28 protein-coding genes are annotated in these 22,357 nt (G+C 66.8%); 11 read left to right on the top strand and 17 right to left on the bottom strand.

The features are described 5' to 3' along the window. The first annotated feature begins 20 nt into the window (after positions 1-20). Positions 21-548, top strand: coding sequence for a TPM domain-containing protein (locus AC07ZS_RS26600; protein WP_494801460.1), 528 nt, complete (start codon positions 21-23; stop codon positions 546-548). 15 nt (positions 549-563) lie between these two features. Here the strand turns inward: AC07ZS_RS26600 and AC07ZS_RS26595 are convergent, their stop codons facing one another. The 10 genes from AC07ZS_RS26595 to AC07ZS_RS26550 all read right to left on the bottom strand — a co-directional run bounded on the left by AC07ZS_RS26595 (position 564) and on the right by AC07ZS_RS26550 (position 8,627). Then, positions 564-1,145, bottom strand: a complete 582-nt coding sequence (locus tag AC07ZS_RS26595; protein ID WP_494801459.1) for a cyclic nucleotide-binding domain-containing protein — start codon at positions 1,143-1,145, stop codon at positions 564-566. A 134-nt stretch (positions 1,146-1,279) separates the two neighbouring features. Further along, the gene (locus AC07ZS_RS26590; protein ID WP_291114471.1) at positions 1,280-1,696 is read right to left on the bottom strand and encodes a F0F1 ATP synthase subunit epsilon; all 417 of its coding nucleotides are present in this window, start codon (positions 1,694-1,696) and stop codon (positions 1,280-1,282) included. 77 nt (positions 1,697-1,773) lie between these two features. Next, complete coding sequence (atpD, locus tag AC07ZS_RS26585) at positions 1,774-3,180, bottom strand: F0F1 ATP synthase subunit beta (RefSeq protein WP_494801458.1); 1,407 nt, start codon at positions 3,178-3,180, stop codon at positions 1,774-1,776. Positions 3,181-3,224: 44 nt separating this feature from the next. Next, positions 3,225-4,091: a F0F1 ATP synthase subunit gamma gene (gene atpG, locus AC07ZS_RS26580; protein WP_494801457.1), complete on the bottom strand. Its 867-nt coding sequence runs from the start codon at positions 4,089-4,091 to the stop codon at positions 3,225-3,227. A 30-nt stretch (positions 4,092-4,121) separates the two neighbouring features. Beyond that, complete coding sequence (gene atpA / locus AC07ZS_RS26575; protein WP_494801456.1) at positions 4,122-5,684, bottom strand: F0F1 ATP synthase subunit alpha; 1,563 nt, start codon at positions 5,682-5,684, stop codon at positions 4,122-4,124. 54 nt (positions 5,685-5,738) lie between these two features. After that, on the bottom strand, positions 5,739-6,269 hold the full coding sequence (locus tag AC07ZS_RS26570) for a F0F1 ATP synthase subunit delta (RefSeq protein WP_494801455.1): 531 nt from the start codon (positions 6,267-6,269) through the stop codon (positions 5,739-5,741). Between the two features lie 40 nt (positions 6,270-6,309). Continuing rightward, positions 6,310-6,780, bottom strand: a complete 471-nt coding sequence (locus AC07ZS_RS26565; RefSeq protein ID WP_494801454.1) for a F0F1 ATP synthase subunit B — start codon at positions 6,778-6,780, stop codon at positions 6,310-6,312. A gap of 125 nt (positions 6,781-6,905) precedes the next feature. Next, the gene (atpE, locus tag AC07ZS_RS26560) at positions 6,906-7,151 is read right to left on the bottom strand and encodes a F0F1 ATP synthase subunit C (protein ID WP_009519254.1); all 246 of its coding nucleotides are present in this window, start codon (positions 7,149-7,151) and stop codon (positions 6,906-6,908) included. 76 nt (positions 7,152-7,227) lie between these two features. After that, positions 7,228-8,094, bottom strand: coding sequence for a F0F1 ATP synthase subunit A (gene atpB / locus AC07ZS_RS26555; protein ID WP_494801453.1), 867 nt, complete (start codon positions 8,092-8,094; stop codon positions 7,228-7,230). A 26-nt stretch (positions 8,095-8,120) separates the two neighbouring features. Then, positions 8,121-8,627, bottom strand: a complete 507-nt coding sequence (locus AC07ZS_RS26550; protein ID WP_494801452.1) for an ATP synthase subunit I — start codon at positions 8,625-8,627, stop codon at positions 8,121-8,123. A 150-nt stretch (positions 8,628-8,777) separates the two neighbouring features. Between AC07ZS_RS26550 and AC07ZS_RS26545 the strand changes: the two genes are divergently transcribed. The 6 genes from AC07ZS_RS26545 to AC07ZS_RS26520 all read left to right on the top strand — a co-directional run bounded on the left by AC07ZS_RS26545 (position 8,778) and on the right by AC07ZS_RS26520 (position 13,537). After that, positions 8,778-9,662, top strand: a complete 885-nt coding sequence (locus AC07ZS_RS26545; RefSeq protein WP_494801451.1) for a D-amino acid aminotransferase — start codon at positions 8,778-8,780, stop codon at positions 9,660-9,662. A gap of 19 nt (positions 9,663-9,681) precedes the next feature. Further along, on the top strand, positions 9,682-9,966 hold the full coding sequence (locus AC07ZS_RS26540; RefSeq protein WP_494801450.1) for a DUF493 family protein: 285 nt from the start codon (positions 9,682-9,684) through the stop codon (positions 9,964-9,966). A gap of 85 nt (positions 9,967-10,051) precedes the next feature. After that, positions 10,052-10,744, top strand: a complete 693-nt coding sequence (gene lipB, locus AC07ZS_RS26535) for a lipoyl(octanoyl) transferase LipB (RefSeq protein ID WP_494801449.1) — start codon at positions 10,052-10,054, stop codon at positions 10,742-10,744. A 28-nt stretch (positions 10,745-10,772) separates the two neighbouring features. Beyond that, complete coding sequence (lipA, locus tag AC07ZS_RS26530; RefSeq protein ID WP_494801448.1) at positions 10,773-11,789, top strand: lipoyl synthase; 1,017 nt, start codon at positions 10,773-10,775, stop codon at positions 11,787-11,789. A gap of 1 nt (position 11,790) precedes the next feature. Continuing rightward, positions 11,791-12,480: an AraC family transcriptional regulator gene (locus tag AC07ZS_RS26525; protein ID WP_494801447.1), complete on the top strand. Its 690-nt coding sequence runs from the start codon at positions 11,791-11,793 to the stop codon at positions 12,478-12,480. 103 nt (positions 12,481-12,583) lie between these two features. Then, positions 12,584-13,537, top strand: coding sequence for a DMT family transporter (locus AC07ZS_RS26520; RefSeq protein WP_494801446.1), 954 nt, complete (start codon positions 12,584-12,586; stop codon positions 13,535-13,537). On the opposite strand, the gene ptsP is transcribed toward AC07ZS_RS26520, so the two are convergent. The 5 genes from ptsP to AC07ZS_RS26495 are packed head-to-tail and all read right to left on the bottom strand — an operon-like array spanning position 13,534 to position 17,840. Beyond that, on the bottom strand, positions 13,534-15,288 hold the full coding sequence (gene ptsP, locus AC07ZS_RS26515; RefSeq protein WP_494801445.1) for a phosphoenolpyruvate--protein phosphotransferase: 1,755 nt from the start codon (positions 15,286-15,288) through the stop codon (positions 13,534-13,536). The two genes, AC07ZS_RS26520 and ptsP, sit on opposite strands and share 4 nt — an antisense overlap. After that, the gene (locus tag AC07ZS_RS26510; protein ID WP_297398850.1) at positions 15,285-15,554 is read right to left on the bottom strand and encodes an HPr family phosphocarrier protein; all 270 of its coding nucleotides are present in this window, start codon (positions 15,552-15,554) and stop codon (positions 15,285-15,287) included. Before AC07ZS_RS26510 ends, ptsP begins: the two co-directional genes overlap by 4 nt. After that, on the bottom strand, positions 15,523-15,969 hold the full coding sequence (locus tag AC07ZS_RS26505) for a PTS sugar transporter subunit IIA (protein ID WP_297398852.1): 447 nt from the start codon (positions 15,967-15,969) through the stop codon (positions 15,523-15,525). Before AC07ZS_RS26505 ends, AC07ZS_RS26510 begins: the two co-directional genes overlap by 32 nt. Before the next feature lie 9 nt (positions 15,970-15,978). Next, positions 15,979-17,214, bottom strand: coding sequence for an MFS transporter (locus tag AC07ZS_RS26500; protein ID WP_494801461.1), 1,236 nt, complete (start codon positions 17,212-17,214; stop codon positions 15,979-15,981). Between the two features lie 59 nt (positions 17,215-17,273). Next, positions 17,274-17,840, bottom strand: a complete 567-nt coding sequence (locus AC07ZS_RS26495; RefSeq protein ID WP_494801444.1) for a hypothetical protein — start codon at positions 17,838-17,840, stop codon at positions 17,274-17,276. 66 nt (positions 17,841-17,906) lie between these two features. Between AC07ZS_RS26495 and AC07ZS_RS26490 the strand changes: the two genes are divergently transcribed. Together AC07ZS_RS26490 and AC07ZS_RS26485 are read left to right on the top strand one after the other, a co-directional pair. After that, positions 17,907-19,172 (top strand): CaiB/BaiF CoA transferase family protein, encoded by a 1,266-nt coding sequence (locus AC07ZS_RS26490; RefSeq protein ID WP_494801443.1) that lies wholly within the window; start codon positions 17,907-17,909, stop codon positions 19,170-19,172. A 27-nt stretch (positions 19,173-19,199) separates the two neighbouring features. Continuing rightward, complete coding sequence (locus AC07ZS_RS26485) at positions 19,200-19,631, top strand: thioredoxin fold domain-containing protein (RefSeq protein WP_494801442.1); 432 nt, start codon at positions 19,200-19,202, stop codon at positions 19,629-19,631. Positions 19,632-19,658: 27 nt separating this feature from the next. Here AC07ZS_RS26485 and AC07ZS_RS26480 read toward each other — a convergent pair whose 3' ends face one another. Continuing rightward, on the bottom strand, positions 19,659-20,363 hold the full coding sequence (locus tag AC07ZS_RS26480; protein WP_494801441.1) for a DUF4197 domain-containing protein: 705 nt from the start codon (positions 20,361-20,363) through the stop codon (positions 19,659-19,661). A 73-nt stretch (positions 20,364-20,436) separates the two neighbouring features. Between AC07ZS_RS26480 and AC07ZS_RS26475 the strand changes: the two genes are divergently transcribed. Then, on the top strand, positions 20,437-20,964 hold the full coding sequence (locus AC07ZS_RS26475) for a TlpA family protein disulfide reductase (RefSeq protein ID WP_494801440.1): 528 nt from the start codon (positions 20,437-20,439) through the stop codon (positions 20,962-20,964). Positions 20,965-21,029: 65 nt separating this feature from the next. Here the strand turns inward: AC07ZS_RS26475 and AC07ZS_RS26470 are convergent, their stop codons facing one another. Next, positions 21,030-21,479, bottom strand: a complete 450-nt coding sequence (locus tag AC07ZS_RS26470; RefSeq protein ID WP_494801439.1) for a c-type cytochrome — start codon at positions 21,477-21,479, stop codon at positions 21,030-21,032. A 150-nt stretch (positions 21,480-21,629) separates the two neighbouring features. Between AC07ZS_RS26470 and AC07ZS_RS26465 the strand changes: the two genes are divergently transcribed. Further along, a complete protein-coding gene (locus AC07ZS_RS26465) occupies positions 21,630-22,298 on the top strand; it encodes a cytochrome b/b6 domain-containing protein (protein ID WP_494801438.1) in 669 nt (222 codons plus the stop codon). Positions 22,299-22,357: the final 59 nt, after the last annotated feature.

Raw genomic sequence — 22,357 nt, 5'->3', positions numbered from 1 at the left:
GCTGGTGAGACAACACGACCATGAACAAGCTGATCCGCATCTTCAAACACCGCTGGCTGGACGCCTCGGACACCGCGCGCGCTGTGCCGGACGACATGGCCGAGCGCCTGGCACGTCGGGTCGCGGCCAGTGAAGGCCGCCACAGCGGCGAGGTGCGGCTGTGCGTGGAGGCCGCCCTGCCTCTGAGCTACCTGTGGCGCGTGAATGCCGACACCCCGCTGTCGGCGGTGGTGCGCGAACGCGCGCTCACCTGGTTCGGCCGCCTGCGCATCTGGGACACCGAGGACAACAACGGCGTTCTGGTCTACCTGCTCTTGGCCGAACACGCCATTGAGTTCGTGGCCGACCGGGCGCTGGCGCAACGCGTCGCGCCAGCCGCGTGGCAAGCCATCGTGGACCGACTGGGTGCGCGCCTGCGCGAAGGGGCGTTCGAGGACGGGCTCACGCAGGCGCTGGAAGAGGTGTCTGCGCTGCTGGTGCAGCACTTCCCGGCCGACGCCGGCGCGACGCGGCGCAACGAACTGGCCGACAGCGTCGTGCGGCGCTGAGCGCCGCGGTTCGTCTCAGCCCCGGTGGCCGCCGCGCCGGTCCTGCGCGGCGCGGCCGCTGTTCAGCGCGACATTCAGCTCCTGCTGCAGCGCCTTGTTCATCTGGGCAAAGGTCTTGAGTTTGCGGGTGGTCTCGCGCAGCCGGTCGGCCATGCGCTTGGAGATCGCCAGCAACAGGCGCGCGCCCAGGCGCGGGTCGTCCTTGAGCAGGCGCATCAGGGCCGTGCGCGAGAGCACAGCCGCAGCGATGTCGGTGTTGGCGGTGCAGGTGGCCGAGCGCGGCGCGCCGTCGAGCACGCCCATTTCCCCGATGAGGTGGCCGGGCCCCATGATGTTCACCACCATGCTTTCGTGCAAGCCGGGCAACTCGTTCTCGACCGCGATGTCCCCCTCCAGCACCAGCAGCATGTAGTCGGTCTGCTTGACCTCCCCCTCCTGGATGATGACCGCGCCCGCCTTGATGAGCTTGGGGCGCATGTAGCCCACCACCTTGAGCGCATCGCTCAGGGTGAGATCGGCCAGGGCCGACGAGGTGACCAGCAAACGTGCCGCCACCTCTTCCGGGGCCATGTCGGGGCTCTCAAAAATGGATGACATGCGGCTTGCGCTCCCAACTTGTTCTTGTCGTGCCAGAGATGGTATGCGGACTGTCACATGGTGCACCGCAAGAACCAACAAAAAGACCGGCACGTGGCCGGTCCTTCCTTGATAAACGACACGAAGTCGCTTGTTTATTTTTTCTGGCGGTATTTGCGCAGTGCAGCGATCTGCGCGGCCATGACCGCGAGTTCGGACGTGGCCTTGGCCAGGTCGAGATCGCTCTTGGCGTTCTTCACGGCTTCCTCGGCCTGACGGCGCGCTTCGGTCGCCTTGGCTTCGTCCAGATCGTGGCCGCGGATGGCGGTATCGGACAACACCGTGATGTGGTGCGGCTGCACTTCCAGAATGCCGCCGGCCACGAACACGAATTCTTCACCGCCATCGGCCTTCTCGATGCGCACGGCACCGGGCTTGATGCGGGTGATCAGCGGAATGTGACCGGGCAGGATGCCCAGCTCACCGGCCTCGCCCGGCAGCGCCACGAACTTGGCCTCGCCGGAGAAGATGGATTCTTCGGCGCTGACCACATCGACGCGGATGGTGCTCATATGTACTCCTTTGAAAAGTCGACGGAAAGCAAGTAATCGGGTGTCCGGCACAACGCCGGGCACCCGAGTACACCGCCTTACGCGACCTTCTTGGCTTTCTCGAAGGCTTCGTCGATGGTCCCGACCATGTAGAACGACTGCTCCGGCAGGTGGTCGCATTCACCGGCGGTGATCATCTTGAAACCACGGATGGTTTCGGCCAGCGGCACGTACTTGCCGGGCGAGCCGGTGAACACTTCGGCCACGTGGAAGGGCTGCGACAGGAAACGTTGGATCTTGCGGGCGCGGGCCACGGCCAGCTTGTCTTCCGGCGCGAGTTCGTCCATGCCCAGAATCGCGATGATGTCGCGCAGTTCCTTGTAGCGCTGCAGCGTGCCTTGCACGGCGCGGGCGGTTTCGTAGTGATCCTGGCCCACGACCAGCGGATCGAGCTGGCGGCTGGTGGAGTCCAGCGGGTCCACGGCGGGGTAGATGCCCAGCGCGGCGATGTCACGGCTCAGCACCACGGTGGAGTCCAAGTGAGCGAAGGTGGTGGCGGGCGACGGGTCGGTCAAGTCATCGGCAGGCACGTACACGGCCTGGATGGAGGTGATCGAGCCGACCTTGGTGGAGGTGATGCGCTCTTGCAGGCGACCCATTTCTTCGGCCAGCGTCGGCTGGTAGCCCACGGCGGAAGGCATGCGGCCCAGCAGGGCGGACACTTCGGTACCGGCCAGGGTGTAACGGTAGATGTTGTCCACGAAGAACAGCACGTCACGGCCTTCGTCGCGGAACGACTCGGCAATGGTCAGGCCGGTCAGGGCCACGCGCAGACGGTTGCCCGGGGGCTCGTTCATCTGGCCGTAGACCATGGCCACTTTCGAGTCCTCGAGCTTCTCGAGGTTCACGACGCCGGAGTCGGCCATCTCGTGATAGAAGTCGTTGCCTTCACGGGTGCGCTCACCCACACCGGCGAACACCGACAGACCGCTGTGGGCCTTGGCGATGTTGTTGATGAGTTCCATCATGTTCACGGTCTTGCCCACACCGGCGCCGCCGAACAGACCCACCTTGCCGCCCTTGGCGAACGGGCAGACCAGGTCGATCACCTTGATGCCGGTTTCCAGCAGTTCCTGCGAGGGGGACAGTTCGTCGTAGGCGGGAGCCTTGCGGTGGATCGAGGCCGTCAGGGTCTGATCGACCGGGCCACGCTCGTCGATGGGCGCGCCCAGCACGTCCATGATGCGGCCCAGGGTGGCCTTGCCGACCGGGACCATGATGGGGTTGGAGGTGTTGGACACCACCATGCCGCGGCGCAGGCCGTCGGACGAGCCCAGCGCAATGGTGCGCACCACGCCGTCGCCCAGCTGCTGCTGGACTTCCAGCGTCAGGGTGGAGCCTTCCATTTTCAGGGCGTCATAAACGCGCGGCATCTTGTCGCGCGGAAATTCCACGTCCACGACGGCGCCGATGCACTGGACGATCTTGCCTTGTACTTGAGACATGATGGATACCTTCTGTTTTCTCTGGATTCGGTTGGGCGGCTGCTTCAGACCGCGGCGGCGCCGGCGACGATTTCCGAAAGTTCTTTCGTGATCGCGGCCTGGCGGGTCTTGTTGTAGACCAGCTTGAGTTCACCGATGACGCTGCCGGCGTTGTCGGTCGCGGCCTTCATGGCCACCATGCGGGCGGATTGCTCGGACGCCATGTTCTCGGCGACCGCCTGGTACACCTGGGCTTCCACGTAGCGCAGCAGCAGTTCGTCGATGACGGTGGCTGCATCGGGTTCGTAGATGTAGTCCCAGTCGCGACCACCGGCTTCGTCTTGCAAGGTGCCGGCATTGAGCGGCAGCAGTTGCTCGATCACCGATTCCTGCTTCATCGTGTTGATGAACTTGGTGTACGAGAGGTAGACCGCGTTGATGCGACCTTCGGTGTACGCGTCGAGCAGCACCTTGACGGGGCCGATCAGCTTTTCCAGGTGGGGCGTGTCGCCCAACCCGGTCACGCTGGACACCACCTTGGCGCCGATGCGGTTGAGGAAGCCCAGGCCCTTGTTGCCAATGGCCACGGCTTCAGCGCTCACGCCCTGGGCCTGCAGTTCCTTGAGCTGGGTCGTCACCGCGCGCAACACGTTGGTGTTGAGACCACCGCACAGACCCTTGTCGGTCGTGACCACGACAAAACCGGCGGTCTTGGCGTCGTTGGTCTGCATGAACGGGTGCGTGTACTCCGGGTTGGCCCGGCTCAGGTTGCCAGCAATCTGACGCACCTTCTCGGCGTAGGGACGCGCGGAGCGCATGCGCTCCTGCGCCTTGCGCATCTTGGAGGCGGCGACCATTTCCATGGCTTTGGTGATCTTCTTGGTGTTTTCCACCGATTTGATCTTGCCGCGTATTTCCTTACCTGCTGCCATTGGGGCTCCTTAGCTGGTCAATGGGGCGGATCAGTACGTGCCGGTCTTCTTGAAATCGGCAACCGCAGCGGCGAGCTGGGCTTCGGCTTCTTTGTCCTTGTCCAGCGCCTTGCCGGCTTCCATCTTTTGCAGCAGGGCGGCGTGCTTGTCCTTCAGGAAAGCGTGCAGGCCGGCTTCAAACGACAGCACCTTCTTGACTTCGATGTCGTCCAGATAGCCCTTGTTCACGGCGAACAGCGAGGCGGCCATCAGGCTGATGGACAGCGGCGCGTACTGGGCCTGCTTCAGCAGTTCGGTCACGCGGGCACCGCGGTCGAGCTGCTTGCGGGTGGCTTCGTCCAGGTCGGAAGCGAACTGCGCGAACGCAGCCAGTTCACGGTACTGGGCCAGGTCGGTACGGATACCGCCGGACTGCTTCTTGATCAGGTCCGTCTGGGCAGCACCACCGACGCGCGACACCGAGATACCGGCGTTGATGGCGGGGCGGATGCCGGCGTTGAACAGGCTGGTTTCCAGGAAGATCTGGCCGTCGGTGATCGAGATCACGTTGGTCGGCACGAAAGCGGACACGTCGCCAGCCTGCGTTTCGATGATGGGCAGTGCCGTCAGCGAACCGGTCTTGCCCTTGACTTCACCCTTGGTGAAGGCTTCGACGTAGTCGGCGTTCACGCGAGCTGCGCGCTCGAGCAGACGGCTGTGGAGATAGAACACGTCGCCGGGGTAGGCTTCGCGGCCTGGCGGGCGGCGCAGCAGCAGCGAAACCTGGCGATAGGCCACGGCCTGCTTGGACAGATCGTCATAGACGATCAGCGCGTCCTGGCCGCGGTCGCGGAAGTACTCGCCCATGGTGCAGCCGGAGTAGGCCGACAGGTACTGCATGGCAGCGGATTCGGAGGCCGAAGCGGCCACGACGATGGTGTAGTCCATCGCGCCAGCCTGTTCCAGGGCACGCACCACGTTCTTGATCGACGAGGCCTTCTGGCCGATCGCGACGTAGACGCAGGTCATGTTCTGACCCTTCTGGTTGATGATCGCGTCGATCGCCACGGCGGTCTTGCCGGTCTGGCGGTCACCGATGATCAGCTCGCGCTGGCCACGGCCGACGGGCACCATGGAGTCGATCGACTTCAGGCCGGTCTGCACCGGCTGGTCCACCGATTTGCGGGCGATCACGCCCGGGGCGACCTTTTCGATCACGTCGGTCAGCTTGGCGTTGACCGGGCCCTTGCCGTCGATCGGCTGGCCCAGTGCGTTGACCACGCGGCCGATCAGCTCGGGGCCGACCGGCACTTCCAGAATACGGCCCGTGCACTTGACGGTGTCGCCTTCGGAGATGTGCTCGTACTCACCCAGAATCACGGCGCCGACGGAGTCGCGCTCGAGGTTCAGCGCCAGGCCGAAGGAAGGCACGCCATCCTTGTTGGCCGGGAATTCCAGCATTTCGCCCTGCATCACGTCGGACAGGCCATGGACACGGACGATACCGTCGGTGACCGAGACCACCGTGCCCTGGTTGCGCACGTCGCTGGAGGCACCCAGCCCCTCGATGCGGGACTTGATCAGTTCGGAGATTTCGGCGGGATTGAGTTGCATGACTCTTTCCTTCTTTCGTTAAATGGTGTGCAGGCGCGCCCGGAAAAACAGCCGTCAGGCCGTCAGGGCAATCTTCATTTGTTCCAGGCGGGCTTTGACCGAGGTGTCCAGCACCTCGTCACCCACCACCACGCGAATGCCGCCGATCAGATCGGGCTGCAGTTCGACCTGGAGGTTGAGCTTGCGTCCAAAGCGCTTTTCCAGCACCCCGGAGAGCTCGGCCAGCGTGGCGCTGTCCACCTCGAAGGCGCTCTGGACCACCGCGTCGAAAGCCCCCAGCTGCGCATTCTTCAGTGCGCGGAACTGGGCGGCGATTTCGGGCAGGGCCTCGATGCGGCCGTTCTCGAGCACGGTGCGCAGGAAGTTCTGCCCCATGGTGGGCAAGCCGCTCTTGAGCAGGCCGCTCATGAGCGAAAGCACCTGCTCGGGCTCGGTCTTGGGGCTGCCGGCGAACTGACGCAGCTGTTCATTGGCGGCCAGGGCAGCCAGCTCGTCGAGCCAGGCCGCGGCGCCAGCCGCGTCAGGGCCTGCGGCCTTGAACAGCGCTTCCGCATAGGGGCGGGCAATGGTGGCGATTTCTGCCATGGTGGTCCTTTGAATGCCGGTCGGTGGCGTCAGGCTCGGGTCAGAGCTCGGTCTTCAGGCGGCCCAGCAATTCGGCGTGAACGCCGGCATTGATTTCGCGCTTGAGGATTTGCTCGGCACCCTTGACGGCCAGTGCGGCCACCTGCTCGCGCAGGGCTTCGCGGGCCTTGACGACCTGTTGATCAGCGTCCTGACGGGCGGCTGCCACGATCTTCGCCGCCTCGTCGGTGGCGCGGGCCTTGGCTTCTTCGATCACGGTCTGGGCTCGGCGCTCGGCGTCGGCCAGGCGGGTGGCGGATTCGTTGCGCGACTTGCTCAACTCCTCTTCGACCCGTTTGTTGGCCACGGCCAGTTCGGTCTTGGCCTTCTCAGAAGCAGCCAGGCCTTCGGAAATCTTCAACGCACGCTCATCGAGCGCCTTGGCGATGGGGGGCCACACGAATTTCATCGTGAAGATCACCAGGATCGCGAAGACGATGGCCTGCGCAAAGAGGGTTGCATTGATGTTCATCGCAACGCCTTTCTGTGTGTTGACAAGAGGGGAGACGAACCGGCTGCCGGCACAGGTGGCGGATCGCGGGGACGGGAGTAAAGGCCGTCACCGCAACGCCAGCCCGCGCGGGGCAGCGAGCCGAATTACAGCGTGAACGGGTTCGCGAAGGCGAACAGCAGGGCGATGGCCACGCCGATCAGGAAGGCAGCGTCGATCAGACCGGCCAGAATGAACATCTTGGTCTGCAGGTCGTTCATCAGCTCAGGCTGACGTGCCGACGATTCGAGGAATTTGCCGCCCATCAGCGCGATGCCGATGGATGCGCCGATGGCGCCCAGACCGACGATGAGACCGCAAGCCAGTGCGACAAGACCCAGAACGTTTTCCATGATGACTCCTATGAAGTGGAAGTTTGTTGAGAAAGGAAAGAAACGAGAGAAACCGAATGCGACTTAAAGAGCCGCGTCAGTGCGCGTCATGCGCCTGCCCCAGATAGATCAGGGCCAGCATCATGAAGATGAACGCTTGCAAGGTGATGACCAGAATGTGGAACAGGGTCCACACCGTGCCAGCGATCAGGTGACCGATGAAGAAGAGGCCGCCGCCCAGCGACAGGGTGGCGTAGGCGCCCAGCAGCGCGATCAGCATGAACACCAGCTCGCCGGCGAACATGTTGCCGAACAACCGCATGCCGTGCGAGACCGTCTTGGCGACGAACTCGATCATCTGCATCAGGAAGTTGACGATGCCCAGCAGCACGGCCCAAAGGGGGTTCTTGCTGGTGCCGAACGGCGCGCTCACGAGCTCGTGCGCCCAGCCGCCCAGGCCCTTGATCTTGATGTTGTAGAACAGGCACATCAGCAGCACGGACACCGACAGACCCAGGGTGGTGGAGAGGTCGGCGGTCGGCACGACGCGCAGGTAATCCTTGAAGCCCATGGCAGGGCCGGCGCTGTGCCAGATCTGGGGAATCAGGTCCACCGGGATCATGTCCATGAAGTTCATCATGAAGATCCAGACGAACACCGTCAACGCCAGCGGGGCGACGAGCTTGCGGCTCTGGGCGTTGTGGATGACGGATTTGGCCTGCGAATCGACCATCTCCACCAGCATCTCGACAGCCGCCTGGAAGCGGCCCGGCACACCGGCCGTGGCCACGCGGGCGGCACGCCAGAGCACAAACACGGTCAACAGACCCAGCAAGGCGCTCACCACGACGGAGTCGATGTTGATCACCGAGAAATCGACGATGGATCCCTGCTTGTGGTTCGTCAGGTGGACCAGGTGGTGGCGGATGTATTCGCCCGGGGTCAAAGTGCCTTCAGCAGCCATGTTCGTTTGTCCGATGAGCCGGAGAGTCAACCGTTTGCATTTGATCGCCTGGCCTGGAAGAAGTATCCAAACCAATAGACCTTGAGAACCAACACAAGCCCGACCAGAAGGCCGAACCAATTCAGGGGAGAGACCACCCACGGGGCTGCGGCCAACATGACCACCGCCAGCAGGATCTTGACACCCTCCCACAGCAGAAAACCGGCAAATGCCGCGTTGGCGTGCGCCGCCCACACACGGGACATCGCACTGGAGGTCAACCCATAGGCCATGAGAGCCGAAGGGATCGCCACCGCCGCCGCGCCATACAGAACCGACCACGCCACCGAGGACGACTGCCACAGCAGTCCACCCACGATGCTCGCCGCCAGTCCCACCAGCCACTGCACCATCACCAGCCGCCAGAGCGAGAGCACTGGCTGGCCAACCCGCCACTGCTGCGCTTCTTCGCGCGTCAGCGGCTTGAAATCGGATTCCTGCTCCCCATCTTCCTGGTCTGCCCTTGCGGGCGGGATCGAATGGCCTTGCGTCATGTTCGACCTCGCGCGTGACAAACGGACGACAAAGCGCCTGGGTTGCAAAGCCACTCATTATACGTAGAAACCCCAGCCCTCCGTCAATATTCGGCGGACGGGATAACCGTGCGCGCCACACCCTCCAGGGGCGAGGTCGATAATCCCGCCATGACCGACCTGCCCGACTCCCTGTGCTTCCTGGATGGGGCCTACGGTCCGCTGCGGGACGCCCGCGTGAGCGTGCTGGACCGGGGCTTCATCTTCGGCGACGGCGTCTACGAGGTGCTCCCGGCCTATGGTGGCCGCGTGTTCCGCTTTGCGGAGCACATGGCGCGCCTGGCGCGGTCGCTGCGCGAACTCCGCATGCCCAACCCGTTTTCATCCGACGAATGGCTGGGCATCGCACGGCGCCTGATCGCCGACCAGCAGGCCCGCGGCGTGAACGACCAGCTCATCTACCTGCAGATCACCCGGGGTGTGGCCCCGCGCGACCACGTGATGCCGCCCGGCCTGAAGCCCACGGTGTTCGTCATGGCCAATCCGATGAAGCTGGCCACCCCGGAGCAACGCGACCACGGCGTGGCCTGCGTGACCGCCGACGACTTCCGCTGGCGCAAGGCCCACATCAAGGCCACCAGCCTGCTGGGCTCGGTGCTCGCGCGCCAGATTGCCGCCGATGCGGGCGCGGTGGAGGTGGTGATGTTTCGCGACGGCTTTCTGAGCGAGGGCGCGTCGAGCAACGTGTGGGTGGTCAAGGACGGCGTGGTCATGGGCCCGCCCAAGGACAACCTGGTGCTCGAGGGCATCCGCTTCGGGCTCGTCGAGGAACTCTGCCGCCAACAAGACCTGCGGTACGAGCTTCGCCGCGTCACCCGCGCGGAAGTGCTGTCGGCCGACGAGCTGCTGCTGTCCTCGGCCACCAAGGAGGTGCTGCCCATCACGGTGCTGGACGGCGCGCCGGTCGGCCACGGCGCCCAGCGCGGCCGACCCGGCCCCGCGTACGCCCGCCTCTATGCGGGCTACCAGCGCGCCGTGGCCGCGCAATCGATTTGAAGAACTGGAAACCGGACCCATGGAACTCCCTCCCGACATCCCCCCCGAGCAATCGCTCATCACCTACCCGACCGACTTTCCCATCAAGGTGATGGGCGCCAACGTGGACGGCTTCGTCACCGCCATGAGCCATGTCGCGCGCGCCTTCGATCCCAACTTCGACGAACGCACGGTCGAGCAGCGCCCGAGCAAGGCGGGCAACTACATGGGCCTCACGCTCACGGTGCACGTCACCAGCCGCGAGCAGCTCGACGAGCTCTATCGCACACTGACCACACATCCGATGGTCAAGGTCGTCTTGTGAAGCCCCCACGCTCCACCGCTGCGCGGGTCGCTGCCCCCCAAGGGGGCTGGCCCCGCCTTGGGGCGGCCCGGCGGTGGGGCCGATCATGATCGTTCGTGCGCTGGGCCGGGTCGACCACGCGCCCACCTACGAGGCGATGCAGGCCTTCACCGCGGCGCGCACGGCCGACACGCCGGACGAGCTCTGGGTCTGCGAACACGCACCCGTCTTCACCCAGGGCCTGGCGGGCCGCGAAGACCACCTGCTCGCGCCGGGCGACATCCCCGTGGTCGCGACCAACCGCGGCGGGCAGGTGACCTACCATGGCCCAGGACAGGTGGTGGCCTACCCCCTGGTGGACCTGCAGCGCGCGGGTTACTTCGTCAAGGAATACGTCTACCGCGTGGAAGAGGCCGTGATCCGCACGCTCGCGACCTTCGGCGTCACGGGCCACCGCGTGGCCGGCGCGCCCGGCATCTATGTGCGGCTGGATGACCCCGGCAGCCACGCCCTGCTGCCGCAGCGCCCCCAGAAGCGCCCCCCCGGCGAACCCCTGCCTCCACCCGACTTCACCGGCCTGGGCAAGATCGCCGCGCTCGGCATCAAGGTCAGCCGCCACTGCACCTACCACGGCGTGGCCTTGAACGTGGCGATGGACCTTCAACCCTTCGATCGCATCAACCCCTGCGGCTACGCGGGCCTGCCCACGGTCGACCTTTCTACAATCGGGGTCGCGGCCTCCTGGGACGACGCCGCTGCGGTGCTGAGCCAGAAGCTTGTCGCCACCCTGAGCCCCTGACCCTTACCGCGCGCCCCGCGCCCATGCCATGACCCGCCTCGACACCCCCACGGCCCCCGCCAGCAGCACCGTCCGCGACGCCCAGCCCGCTGCCAGCTACGACGCCACGGCCAAGCAGAAAAGCCAGGCCAAGACCGCGCGCATCCCGATCAAGGTCGTGCCGGCCGAGGTGCTCAAGAAGCCCGAGTGGATTCGCGTCAAGGCCGGCAGCCCGACCACCCGCTTCTACGAGATCAAGGACATCCTGCGCACCAACAAGCTGGTGACGGTGTGCGAGGAAGCCAGCTGCCCGAACATCGGTGAGTGCTTCGGCAAGGGCACGGCCACCTTCATGATCATGGGCGACAAGTGCACGCGCCGCTGCCCGTTCTGCGACGTGGGCCACGGCCGCCCCGACCCGCTGGACGTGAACGAGCCCGACAACCTCGCCAAGACGATCGCGCAGCTGAACCTGAAGTACGTGGTGATCACCAGCGTGGACCGCGACGACCTGCGCGATGGCGGTGCCGGCCACTTCGTCGCCTGCATCGAGAAGACGCGCGCCCTCTCGCCCCTCACGCAGATCGAGGTGCTGGTGCCCGACTTCCGCGGCCGCGACGACCGCGCGCTCGACATCCTCAAGGCCGCGCCGCCCGATGTAATGAACCACAACCTCGAGACCGTGCCGCGCCTGTACAAGGAAGCGCGCCCTGGCTCGGACTACCAGTTCAGCCTGAACCTGCTCAAGAAGTTCAAGGCGCTGTTCCCGCACGTGCCGACCAAGAGCGGCCTGATGGTCGGCCTGGGCGAGACCGACGAGGAAATCCTCGACGTGATGCGCGACATGCGCGCACACCACATCGACATGCTGACCATCGGCCAGTACCTCGCACCCAGCGGCCACCACCTGCCGGTGCGCCGCTACGTGCACCCCGACACCTTCAAGATGTTCGAGGCCAAGGCCTACGAAATGGGCTTCACGCACGCCGCCGTGGGCGCCATGGTGCGCAGCTCGTACCACGCCGACCAGCAGGCGCACGGCGTGCTCAACCCCGGCGTGAAGTGACATGGGCGCCGCGCACGATCACCTGAGCGTGCGCGACTACGGCGCCTCGCACGGCAGCCACGACCACGACCACTTCCAGATCCTGGTGGGTCTGGAGGGCGTGCTCGAACTCGAAGTGGCGGGACGAGGGCGGCGCATCGCCGCCGGCGAGGGTTGCGTGGTGCCCCCCGGCGAGCGCCACGATTTTGAAGGCCGTGGCCTGACACGCTGCCTGGTGCTGGACTCGCACGACCCCGCCTGGGCCCGCGCCATCGCCGCGCCGCCGGCCGGCGTGCAGCCCCTGGCGCACTATCTGGCCGCCGCCCTGTCTTCCGGCTTGCCCCGTGCGCGCCAGCACGGCGCCGGCCTGCTGCTCGAAGCCTGGCTACCGCCCGGCCCAACGGCCCTGGAACGGCATCGGCGCCCCATCGACTGGGCCGCCCTGCACCAATGGCTGCAGACGCGCTGGCAAGCGCCGCTGAGTGTGGCCGACCTGGCCTCGCAGGTGCACCTGAGCGCTTCGCAATTCACCGCGCGCTGCCAGGCCGAACAGGGCGAGAGCCCCATGCAATGGCTGCGCCGGCAACGGCTTGCCCAGGCCCGCGCCTGGCGCGCCAACGGTCTGAGCGTGGCCGACACCGCGCGGCGCACCGGCTACCGCTCGCCCTCGGCCCTGACGGCCGCCCTGCGTCGCGAAGCACCGCACGGCTGACCGCCGCGCGGAACCCGCGAATCGCGACGACGCGCCCTCGAAACGCGACGATGGGCCGGGCTAAGCTCAGGACCATGATCTTCTCGCTCCCCTCCGACCGCCCATGAGCGGGCACCACCCGTCCCTGGCGCTGGGCATCGGCTTTGGCGCCGCCGCCGGCGCCGCCTGGGGCTTCGTGTTCCTGGCGCCCGAACTGGCACGCGACTTCTCCCCTCTGCAACTGTCTGCCGCCCGCTACCTGGCCTACGGCCTGGTGGCACTGGCCCTGATCGCGCCGCGCTGGCGCGCCGTGGCGCCCCGGCTCGGCCGGCCGGAGTGGTGGGCCCTGCTGCGCCTGAGCTTGCTGGGCAACATCCTGTACTACGTGCTGCTGGCGTCCGCCGTGCAGCTCGGGGGCATGGCCATGACCTCGCTGGTCATCGGCTTCCTGCCGGTGGCGGTCACGCTCATCGGCAGCCGGGGCCACGGGGCTGTGCCTCTGCGCCGCCTCGCCCTCACGCTGGCGCTGGGCGTGGCTGGCATCGCCTGCGTGGCCTGGCAGGCGCTGGGCATGCCGTCGCAGGCGCCCGCCGCCAGCCGACTCACCGGCTTTCTCTGCGCCCTCGGGGCGCTGGCCGCCTGGACCAGCTATGCCGTGAGCAACAGCCGCTGGCTGGCGCGCCTGGACCACGTGTCCTCGCACGACTGGAGCCTGCTCACCGGCCTGGTGACAGGCGGGCTGGCTTTGCTGCTGGCGGTACCGGCCTTCCTGGGCAGCAGCCTGAGCGACCACACCGGCGCGCAATGGGGGCGCTTCATCGGCGTGGCGGCCGGCATGGCCGTGGTGGCCTCGGTCGTGGGCAATGCGCTCTGGAACCGCGCCAGCCGCCTGCTGCCGCTGACCATGATCGGGCAGATGATTCTGTTCGAGACCCTGTTCGCCCTGCTCTACGGTTTTCTGTGGGAAGCACGCTGGCCCACCCTACTGGAGACACTCGCCATGGTGCTGGTGAGCGCCAGCGTGCTGGCGGGCATTTCGGCTCACCAGCCGCAGCCCGCGCCGGAACACGGCAACTAGTCGGTCATCAACGCCGCAGGGTCTTCGGCCGCGAGCACGCTCTGGGCCCAGGTCTGCAGACGCGTGGTGTCGCAGCGCAGGATCTGCTGCTTGACCGCCAGGATCTGGGACGGGTGCATCGAGAAGGTGCGCAGCCCCAGGCCCAGCAGCAAGCGGGTCAGGCTCACGTCGCCCGCCATTTCGCCGCACACGCTCACCCCCTTGCCCTTGGCCCGGCATTGCTCGATGGTGCTGGCCAGCAGCTGCAGCACCGCAGGATGCACCGGGTCGTAGAGGTGCGACACCGCCTCGTCCGCGCGGTCGATGGCCAGCGTGTACTGGATCAGGTCGTTGGTGCCGATGGACAGGAAATCGAAGTAGCGCAGGAACAGCGGAATGGTCAGGGCCGCCGCCGGCACCTCGATCATCGCGCCGAGCTTGACGTGGCCGTAGGCGACACCCGCGTTGTCCAGCTGCTCGCGGGCGCGGTTGACCAGCGCCAGTGTCTGGCGGATCTCGCTGGCGTGCGCCAGCATGGGAATGAGCAGGTGCACCGGGCCGTGTGCGGCGGCGCGCAGGATGGCGCGCAGCTGAACCAGGAACATGGCCGGCTCGGCCAGGCTCCATCGGATGGCGCGCAGCCCCAGCGCCGGGTTGAGGTGGTCGTCGGCCGCGCGCGATGCACCCCGGTCCAGCGGCTTGTCGGCGCCCACATCGACGGTGCGGATGGTGACGGGCAGACCCTGCATGCCCTCGACCGCGCGCCGGTAGGCCTGGTACTGCTCCTCCTCGTCGGGCAGCTTGCCGGCCCGCCCCATGAAGAGGAACTCGCTGCGGAACAGGCCCACGCCCACGGCGCCGGCCTTGAGCGCCGCCACGGCGTCCTCAGGTTGTTCGATGTTGGCCAGCAGCTCGATCTTCTGGCCGTCGAGCGTGACGGCGGGCGTGTTCTTCAGGCGCGAGAGGCGCTCGCGCTCGACCTCGCCCTGGCGCTGCTTGAAGCCGTATTCGGCCAGCAGGATGGGCGACGGATCGACCAGCACGACGCCGGCATCGCCGTCGATGATGACCCAGTCGTCCTGCTGGATCAGCTGGCTCGACGAGCGCGCGCCCACCACCGCCGGGATGTCCATGCTGCGCGCCACGATGGCGGTGTGGCTGGTCTTGCCCCCCACGTCGGTGACGAAGCCGGCAAAGACGCTCTGCTTGAACTGCAGCATGTCGGCGGGCGAGAGGTCGTGCGCGATGAGCACCAGCGGCGCCTCGATGGCGCTGTCCTGAGGCGTTCGGGTCTCCCCGCCCGGCGCCACGGGCGACGCCACGCCGCGCATGAAGCGCAGCATGCGCTCGACCACCTGCTCCAGGTCGGCCTTGCGCTCGCGCAGGTAGGGGTCTTCCATTTCGTCGAACTGGCGCGCGATCACCTCGAGCTGGGTGGTGAGCGCCCATTCGGCGTTGTAGTGCCGGTCCACGATCCAGTGCTTCACGCCGCTGGTGAGCTGCTCGTCCTGCAGCAGCATCAGGTGCACGTCGAGCAGCGCGGTGAGTTCGGGGTGCGCGTCGTTCGGGCCGAGTTCGTGCAGGCTTTGCTGCACCTTCACGATCTCTTCAGCCACCGCATTGCGCGCCTGGCGCAGGCGCTCGATCTCGCGCTCGACCTGGTCGGCCTGCACGAAATAGTGCGCCACGTCCACGCGGCTGGACGCCACGATCACGGCCCGCCCGATGGCAATGCCCCGGGAGACCGCCAGACCGTGGATGGAGATGGTCATTCGCCCTCGCCGAACTTGTCGTTGACGAGCGCCACCAGCGCGTCCATGGCCGGCTGCTCGTCCTTGCCGTCGGTCTCGATCTCGACCACGCTGCCGATGCCGGCGGCCAGCATCATGACGCCCATGATGCTCTTGGCGTTGACCCGGCGTTCGCCGCGCGACATCCACACATCGCAGGCGAAGCCGCCGGCGAGTTTGGTGAGTTTGGCCGAGGCGCGCGCGTGCAGCCCGAGCTTATTGCTGATGGTCACGGTGGTCTTGATCATGCGTGGCTCTTCTGGCCTGGTTCTGAGGTGCGGTCACCGCCACCTGAATGACACCCTGCGTGGCGCCGATCATGGCGCGCGAGATCAGCGCATCCAGCGATTCATGGCGGTACGACACGGTGCGCAGCAGCATGGGCAGGTTCACGCCGGTGATGAGTTTGGAATTGATGCCGTCGATGAGTTTCTGCGCCACGTTGCAGGGCGTGGCACCGAACACGTCGGTCACGACCAGCGTCTGCGGCAGGTGCATCTGGCGCATCAGCGCGCGGGCTTGCGCCAGCGACTCCTCGGGCGGCACGTTGGGTTGCACATCCAGCGCCGACACCGCGTCGGCGCTGTCGGGGAACACATGCAGCACGCACTGGCGCAGTGCGGTGGCCAGCGGCGCGTGCGCCATGATGAGGATGCCGTTCATGGCCCCAGTTTAGCCCGCACGGCCGGCCACGCGGCGCAGATGGGCGCGCAGGAACACGGCGTAGGTGAGAACGCCACAGGCGCCGAAGATGCCGATGGCGCCCCGGTAACGTGCGATCTCGCTGTCGACGAACAGCCCCAGGGCATCGATCAGCAGCCCGATGCCCCACTGGACCACGAACACCCCGCCGAAGATGACCAGGTTGTAGCCCGACAGCGCCCGCCCGGCGGCCTCGGCCGGCAGCGCCAGCGCCACCGCCGGCTGTGACAGGGAGACGAAGGTGCAGCTCACGCAATACAGCGCCCAGAGCGGCCAGCCGGCGCGCTCGCCCAGCAGCAGGATGGTGCCCAGCACGGCAAAACTCAGCGGCAGGCCCCAGGCGATCAGCCGCTCGGGCAGCCAGCCCTGCCGCGCCAGCCGCGGGTTGAACACCCCCCAGAGCCAGAAGGTGCACAGCATCGAGAGGTTGATGCCGAACAGGCCGGCGGCGGCCTGTTCCGGCGTATAGCCCGCCACCTTCACCATCCAGGGCCCCGCCCACAGCGTCTGCACGGCAATCATGCCGCCGTAGTTCACGAAGCCGATCGGCGCCATCTGGCGGAAGTAGGGGTTGCGCCAGACCAGGCCGTAACCGGGCTCGGCCACCGGGGTGGTCACCTCCGGTTCGGCCCGCCGCCAATGCGGCACCCGCCACACGATGCCCACCATCGACAGCAGGATCAACCCGCCCAGCAGCCAGAACAGGCCGCGCCAGCCGGTCAACGGCATGAGCCATTGCACCGGCAAGGTGGCCGCCACCATGCCGAACGAACCGGTCATGAGCATCCAGGAGTTGGCGCGCATCTGCGCCAGGGGCGTGAGCCAGCGCCGGTAGCCCGTGAGGGGGGCCATCAGGCAGGCACTCACCCCCATGCCGGTGAGCACGCGCGCGGCCAGGAGCCAGGTGAAGTTGGTGGCCAGCGCGAACGCGACGCAGCCGGCGACCGCCACACCCAGGAACCAGAGGATCACCGTGCGGGGACCGTGGCGGTCCAGCCAGTTGCCCAGCGGCAGCTGGGTGAGCGCGAAGCCGAAGAAGTAACCGCCGGCCAGCAGGCCCAGGTCGCCGGCATTGAGCGACATCTCGGCGCTCAGGGTCGGCGAAAGCGTGGCCGTGATGGCGCGCAGCAGCGCCGACAGGAAGTACGCCAGGGCGAAGGTGAGAAAAACGACGACCGCCGCACGGGGCGCGAGCACTTCGCTCATCGGGAGGGGCGGCGCCACCGCGCCTTCCAGGCGCACGGGACCGGGTCGGGCCGTCGGGTTCATGGCAGCTTGAGTCCGTCAAAGAAGGGAGTCGTCGCTTCGTCGCGCAGCGCCGGGCCGTAGATCGCTGCCTGGTAAACCTGTGTGCCGCGCGCGAAATGCGCGGCCCGCACCAGCACCGACCGGCCCTGGTGGTCGCTGCCCTGCGCCATCAGGCCCAGCGTCTGGGTCGCACCCGGCACCGCAGCGGCCCACGCGTTCGCAGGGTCGTCGGCGCGCGCCGGATCGACGCGCACGGCGCCCAGCGAAGCCCGCCGCCAACCCGCCAGGGCGGCCGGCACGCGAGCCGCGTCGCCCAGCTCGGCCCAGGCGACGGCGAAGGTCAGGCCGCCGGCGTCGCAGCTGTGCATGTGCAGCTCGGTGGGCGCGCCGCCATCCAGCGGCACCGGCCGCGTGGCGGACTCGGGCTTGCAGGGCATGAGCACCTGCAGCGGCGTGCCTTCGGGGCGCAGCTCCCGCCAGTTGAAGGTCGGGCTGCAGGCGCTCAGTGCCAGCCCGGCGAACAGCGCAAGCCCGAGTGAGCGCAAGCGGCGGCACGGGGTGCCGCCGGGGACGGGGACAGACATGGGGTTCCAGCCAGAGGGGCCACCGCCGGGACACCGCAGCGGGGCGGCGTCGCGCACAATGGCAACATGAATGCTCTGGATGGTATCCGCATACTTGATCTCTCGCGCGTGCTGGCCGGGCCCTGGTGCACCCAGACGCTGGCCGACCTGGGCGCCGACGTCGTGAAGGTCGAGCGCCCGCCCGGCGAGGGCCATCCCGGCGGCGATGACACCCGGGGCTGGGGCCCGCCGTTCCTGCAAGGTCACGACGGCCAGGACACCGCGGAAGCGGCCTACTACCTGGGCGCGAACCGCAACAAGCGCTCCATCACCTGCGACATCGCGACGCCCGAAGGCCAGGCCCTGATCCGCGAGCTGGCGGTCAAGGCCGACGTGTTCGTCGAGAACTACAAGGTGGGGGACATGGCCCGCTACGGCCTGGACTACCCCACGCTGCGCGCGATCAACCCCCGGCTGGTCTACTGCTCCATCACCGGCTTCGGTCAGACCGGCCCCTACAAAGACCGGGCGGGCTACGACTTCGCGATCCAGGCCATGGGCGGCCTCATGAGCGTGACCGGCGAGCGCGATGCGCTGCCCGGCGGCGGCCCCCAGAAAGTGGGCGTGGCGGTGGCCGACCTCTTCACCGGCCTGTATGCGACCATCGCCATCCAGGCCGCCCTGCGCCACGCCGAGCGCACCGGCGAAGGCCAGCACATCGACATGGCGCTGCTCGACACCCAGGTGGCGATGCTGGCCAACCTGGGCGCCAACTACCTCGTGCGCGGCCGCGACGAAGGCAAGGTGCCGGGCCGGGCAGGCAATGCCCACGCCAACATCGTGCCCTACCAGGCGTTCGAGGTCGCACCCGATGCACAAGGTCAGGCGCAGTACATCATCCTGGCCGTGGGCAACGACGGCCAGTTCGCCAAGTTCTGCGCCGTGGCCGGGCAGCCGGAACTGGCGGCGGACCCCCGCTTCGCGCAGAACCAGAACCGCGTGCGCCACCGCGACGTGCTGGTGCCCTTGCTGGCCGCCATCCTCAAGACGCGCGGCAAGGCCGACTGGCTGAGCGCCCTGGAGGCGGCAAAGGTGCCATGCGGCCCGATCAACAACCTGGCCGAGGTGTTCACCGACGAGCACGTGCGCTCCCGCGATATGGTCCACACGTGGACCCACCCCCTGAACGAGGCAGTCGACCTGGTGGCCAGCCCGATCAAACTCAGCCTCACGCCGGTGCGCAACGACCGGCCACCGCCGCTGCTGGGTCAGCACACGGCCGAGGTGCTGAGCGACTGGCTGACCTGCCCATCCGAGCGGCTCGCCGAACTTCAGCGCCGTGGCGCGGTCTGACCGACAACGCCCCAGACCAAGACCCCTATGAGCGAGATCGCCACCCCCTCCCCCAGCGCCACCGTCCGGGAGCTGCCCACGCCGACGTCCTTGCGCGGTGCGGCGCAGGCTGCCGCCGCCAGGGGCGAGCCTCTTGTGGTGATGACCACGTTGACGGGCTGCCCCTATTGCGCCATCGTGCGCAACCATTACCTGTTGCCCATGCGGCGCGAGGGCAAGATCCATGCGGTGCAGCTCGACGTGATGGACCGCACCGGCAACCTGCAGGGATTCGATGGCCAGCTGACCACACCCGCCGATCAGGCCAGGCAGTGGAAAGCCCGGTTCACGCCGACGGTGCTGTTCTTCGGCCCGGACGGGCGGGAACTTGCCGAGCGCCTGGTGGGCATCGCTGTGCCCGACTTTTACGGCGAATACCTCGAAGCCCGTCTGGCCGAGGCCCGGCAGAAGCTCCGATAAAACCAGCCCGCTTCCGCGAGGGTGCGCTTACTTCAGGGCGCCGAACACTTTCTTCAGAATGGCGCTGCCGGTGCCCACCGGGTCCTGCCGGATCTTGCGCTCCTCTTCCCCGATGATGGTGTAAAGACCGTCGAGCGACTTGCCGGTGACGTAGCGCTGGATGTTGGCGTCCTCCGACTTGACCAGCCCGATGCCCGCCGCTTTGCCCGCGACCTTGTTGTACTGATTGGCCAAGCCCACCTTCTCCGTGGCCTGGGTCACGATGGGCAGGAACTTCTCCCCCAGCGGCGTGCGCGTTTTTTCCGCAAAGAACTGGGTCACGGAGTTCTCGCCGCCGCCCAGGATGTTCTTGGCGTCGGTCACGCTCATCGACTTCACCGCCCCCACCAGCACATCGCGCCCCATCGGCACCGCCGCCTCGGCGGCCCGGTTCATGCTGGTGACCAGTTCGTCGACGCGCTTGCCCTGGCCGGTCATCTTGAGCAGCTTGGACGCATCTTCGAGAAATCCTGGCAGGGGAATCCGAACTTTTGGGTTGCCCAGGAATCCATCGGTCTTGCCAAGCAAAGCCACCGCGGCCAGCGCGCCCTTTTCCAGGGCCACCTTGATGCCCTGGCTGGCGTCGCCTTCGGTGAGATCGCCCAAGGACAAGGCCCTGGCCTGCTGATGGGCGGCGAGGACCAGAAGGCCGATCATCGCGGTGGTGGACTGGGTAAACTGGCGGCGCTGCATGGCGGTTCCTCCGGGAAACAAGCTGTTCAATGAATGACGTGGGGCAATGTAGCCCCCGGGAAGTGAAAAGACAATGACCGATCTCAGCCCCCGCGGCCAACACCGCCGGCGCACCCTTCAGGCTGCGGCCGCGCTGGGTGCCCTTGGCGCCCTGGGCCTGGCGGGTTGCGCGGGCCGCGAGTCCGCGCCCGACTCCACCTTCGTGCTGCTCGACGGCAGCAAAGCCACCACCGCCGACCTCAAGGGCAAGGTCACGCTGGTGAATTTCTGGGCCACCACCTGCGTCACCTGCGTGAAGGAAATGCCTTCCATCATCGCCACGTACCAGAAGTACCAGGGGCGGGGCTTCGAGACCGTGGCGGTGGCCATGGAATACGACCCACCGGCCTGGGTGCTCAACTTCTCGCAGTCGCGCCAGCTCCCCTTCAAGGTCGCGCTGGACAACACCGGCGACATCGCCCGGCAGTGGGGCGACGTCAAGCTCACGCCCACCACCTACCTGGTGGACAAGCAGGGCCGCATTGTCAAACGCTTTGTGGGTGAACCCGATTTCCCGGCCTTGCATGCCTTGATCGAGGAACTGCTCGCGCAGCAGGCCTGAGGTTTTGCAGACGACCATGAAAAAGGCCGGGAGCGATCCCGGCCTTTTTCGTGAGCAGTTCCGACTTACTTGCGGAAAGCGTCGTGGCAGGCTTTGCAAGTCTGGGCCGTGGCGCCAAACGCCGTCTTCACGCTGTCGAGGTTGCCCGTCTTGGCGGCTGCGGCGAGCTGAGCCGTTGCAACCTGCAGCTTGTCGGAGCCTTCCTTGAATTTGGCCTGTTCGGTCCAGATCGCGGGCAGGGCGGCGGTGTCACCCTTGTCGGTGCCGGCCACGAAGCCTTCCCACGGCAGCTTGCTCATGGTTTCCACGATGGCGGCGCTCTCGGCGGCCACTTTGGCATCGAAAGGCGCACGGCCGTTGGCCATCGCACCGATGCGGCTGAAGTGGTTGGCCATCACGGTCAAGGCGCCTTTGCGGTACTTCACGGCGTCTTCGGGCTTCTGGAATTGCGCGAAGGCGGGAACCGAAAGGGAGCCGAAGGCGAGGGCCAAGGCGAGGGAGGCGGCTATTTTCATGGATGCTCCTGAGGAGGTTGTGGGGCGGTATGGCGTGGCTCCTGGAGCCACCCGCTCAGGAGTGTAGGGACATCACCAAAGTTCCATCGGAACGTTTTCCGATATACCTTCTCTATTCCTCGATTCCGACTCCAACCCACCACGATCACCATGCACACCATCCGCGTCTGGGACCTGCCCACCCGTCTGTTCCACTGGCTGCTTGCGGCCTGCGTCATCGGCCTGATCGTCACCGGCAGTGTGGGCGGCAACTGGATGAACTGGCACCTTCGCCTGGGCTACGCCGTGCTCACGCTGCTGCTGTTCCGCCTGGTCTGGGGGTTCATCGGTGGCCACTGGTCCCGCTTCACCCGCTTCATCTACGCCCCTTCATCCCTGGTGGCCTACCTCCGTGGACGGGGTCACCCCGAGCACTCGGTGGGGCACACCCCGCTGGGGGCGCTGTCGGTCTTCGCTCTATTGCTGATCCTGGCGGCGCAAGTGGGCACCGGCCTCATGAGCGACGACGAGATCGCCTTCTTCGGCCCGCTGGTGCGCTTCGTCTCGGGCGACACGGTGTCGATGGCCACCGACTACCACAAGGAAGTCGGCAAGCTCATCGTGTTCGTGCTCGTGGGCCTGCACCTGTTGGCCATCGCCTATTACAAGTGGATGAAGAAGCAGAGCCTCGTGCGCCCGATGGTCCTGGGTGACAAACAGGTGCCGGTGGCCGCCCCCAGCACCCGCGACACCGCGGGCACGCGCCTGCTGGCCCTGGTGGTGCTGGGCCTGTGCGCCGCCGCGGTGAACTGGCTGGTCAGCCTGGGCAACGCCTTCTGATCGGGGGTCCCGGGGCTGTCGTATAGTGGCAGCCACACCACCCTGCCGGGCCTCCCGCC

Source organism: Hydrogenophaga sp. GW456-12-10-14-TSB4, from assembly GCF_059424305.1.
This window is presented reverse-complemented; position numbering and strand designations above follow the sequence as displayed.

What these genes read in the sequence shown, in the direction of transcription:
- AC07ZS_RS26600 (WP_494801460.1), top strand. Translation starts at nt 21, where the DNA reads ATGAACAAGCTGATCCGCATCTTCAAACACCGCTGGCTGGACGCCTCG.
- AC07ZS_RS26595 (WP_494801459.1), bottom strand. Translation starts at nt 1,145, where the DNA reads ATGTCATCCATTTTTGAGAGCCCCGACATGGCCCCGGAAGAGGTGGCG.
- AC07ZS_RS26590 (WP_291114471.1), bottom strand. Translation starts at nt 1,696, where the DNA reads ATGAGCACCATCCGCGTCGATGTGGTCAGCGCCGAAGAATCCATCTTC.
- atpD (WP_494801458.1), bottom strand. Translation starts at nt 3,180, where the DNA reads ATGTCTCAAGTACAAGGCAAGATCGTCCAGTGCATCGGCGCCGTCGTG.
- atpG (WP_494801457.1), bottom strand. Translation starts at nt 4,091, where the DNA reads ATGGCAGCAGGTAAGGAAATACGCGGCAAGATCAAATCGGTGGAAAAC.
- atpA (WP_494801456.1), bottom strand. Translation starts at nt 5,684, where the DNA reads ATGCAACTCAATCCCGCCGAAATCTCCGAACTGATCAAGTCCCGCATC.
- AC07ZS_RS26570 (WP_494801455.1), bottom strand. Translation starts at nt 6,269, where the DNA reads ATGGCAGAAATCGCCACCATTGCCCGCCCCTATGCGGAAGCGCTGTTC.
- AC07ZS_RS26565 (WP_494801454.1), bottom strand. Translation starts at nt 6,780, where the DNA reads ATGAACATCAATGCAACCCTCTTTGCGCAGGCCATCGTCTTCGCGATC.
- atpE (WP_009519254.1), bottom strand. Translation starts at nt 7,151, where the DNA reads ATGGAAAACGTTCTGGGTCTTGTCGCACTGGCTTGCGGTCTCATCGTC.
- atpB (WP_494801453.1), bottom strand. Translation starts at nt 8,094, where the DNA reads ATGGCTGCTGAAGGCACTTTGACCCCGGGCGAATACATCCGCCACCAC.
- AC07ZS_RS26550 (WP_494801452.1), bottom strand. Translation starts at nt 8,627, where the DNA reads ATGACGCAAGGCCATTCGATCCCGCCCGCAAGGGCAGACCAGGAAGAT.
- AC07ZS_RS26545 (WP_494801451.1), top strand. Translation starts at nt 8,778, where the DNA reads ATGACCGACCTGCCCGACTCCCTGTGCTTCCTGGATGGGGCCTACGGT.
- AC07ZS_RS26540 (WP_494801450.1), top strand. Translation starts at nt 9,682, where the DNA reads ATGGAACTCCCTCCCGACATCCCCCCCGAGCAATCGCTCATCACCTAC.
- lipB (WP_494801449.1), top strand. Translation starts at nt 10,052, where the DNA reads ATGATCGTTCGTGCGCTGGGCCGGGTCGACCACGCGCCCACCTACGAG.
- lipA (WP_494801448.1), top strand. Translation starts at nt 10,773, where the DNA reads ATGACCCGCCTCGACACCCCCACGGCCCCCGCCAGCAGCACCGTCCGC.
- AC07ZS_RS26525 (WP_494801447.1), top strand. Translation starts at nt 11,791, where the DNA reads ATGGGCGCCGCGCACGATCACCTGAGCGTGCGCGACTACGGCGCCTCG.
- AC07ZS_RS26520 (WP_494801446.1), top strand. Translation starts at nt 12,584, where the DNA reads ATGAGCGGGCACCACCCGTCCCTGGCGCTGGGCATCGGCTTTGGCGCC.
- ptsP (WP_494801445.1), bottom strand. Translation starts at nt 15,288, where the DNA reads ATGACCATCTCCATCCACGGTCTGGCGGTCTCCCGGGGCATTGCCATC.
- AC07ZS_RS26510 (WP_297398850.1), bottom strand. Translation starts at nt 15,554, where the DNA reads ATGATCAAGACCACCGTGACCATCAGCAATAAGCTCGGGCTGCACGCG.
- AC07ZS_RS26505 (WP_297398852.1), bottom strand. Translation starts at nt 15,969, where the DNA reads ATGAACGGCATCCTCATCATGGCGCACGCGCCGCTGGCCACCGCACTG.
- AC07ZS_RS26500 (WP_494801461.1), bottom strand. Translation starts at nt 17,214, where the DNA reads ATGAGCGAAGTGCTCGCGCCCCGTGCGGCGGTCGTCGTTTTTCTCACC.
- AC07ZS_RS26495 (WP_494801444.1), bottom strand. Translation starts at nt 17,840, where the DNA reads ATGTCTGTCCCCGTCCCCGGCGGCACCCCGTGCCGCCGCTTGCGCTCA.
- AC07ZS_RS26490 (WP_494801443.1), top strand. Translation starts at nt 17,907, where the DNA reads ATGAATGCTCTGGATGGTATCCGCATACTTGATCTCTCGCGCGTGCTG.
- AC07ZS_RS26485 (WP_494801442.1), top strand. Translation starts at nt 19,200, where the DNA reads ATGAGCGAGATCGCCACCCCCTCCCCCAGCGCCACCGTCCGGGAGCTG.
- AC07ZS_RS26480 (WP_494801441.1), bottom strand. Translation starts at nt 20,363, where the DNA reads ATGCAGCGCCGCCAGTTTACCCAGTCCACCACCGCGATGATCGGCCTT.
- AC07ZS_RS26475 (WP_494801440.1), top strand. Translation starts at nt 20,437, where the DNA reads ATGACCGATCTCAGCCCCCGCGGCCAACACCGCCGGCGCACCCTTCAG.
- AC07ZS_RS26470 (WP_494801439.1), bottom strand. Translation starts at nt 21,479, where the DNA reads ATGAAAATAGCCGCCTCCCTCGCCTTGGCCCTCGCCTTCGGCTCCCTT.
- AC07ZS_RS26465 (WP_494801438.1), top strand. Translation starts at nt 21,630, where the DNA reads ATGCACACCATCCGCGTCTGGGACCTGCCCACCCGTCTGTTCCACTGG.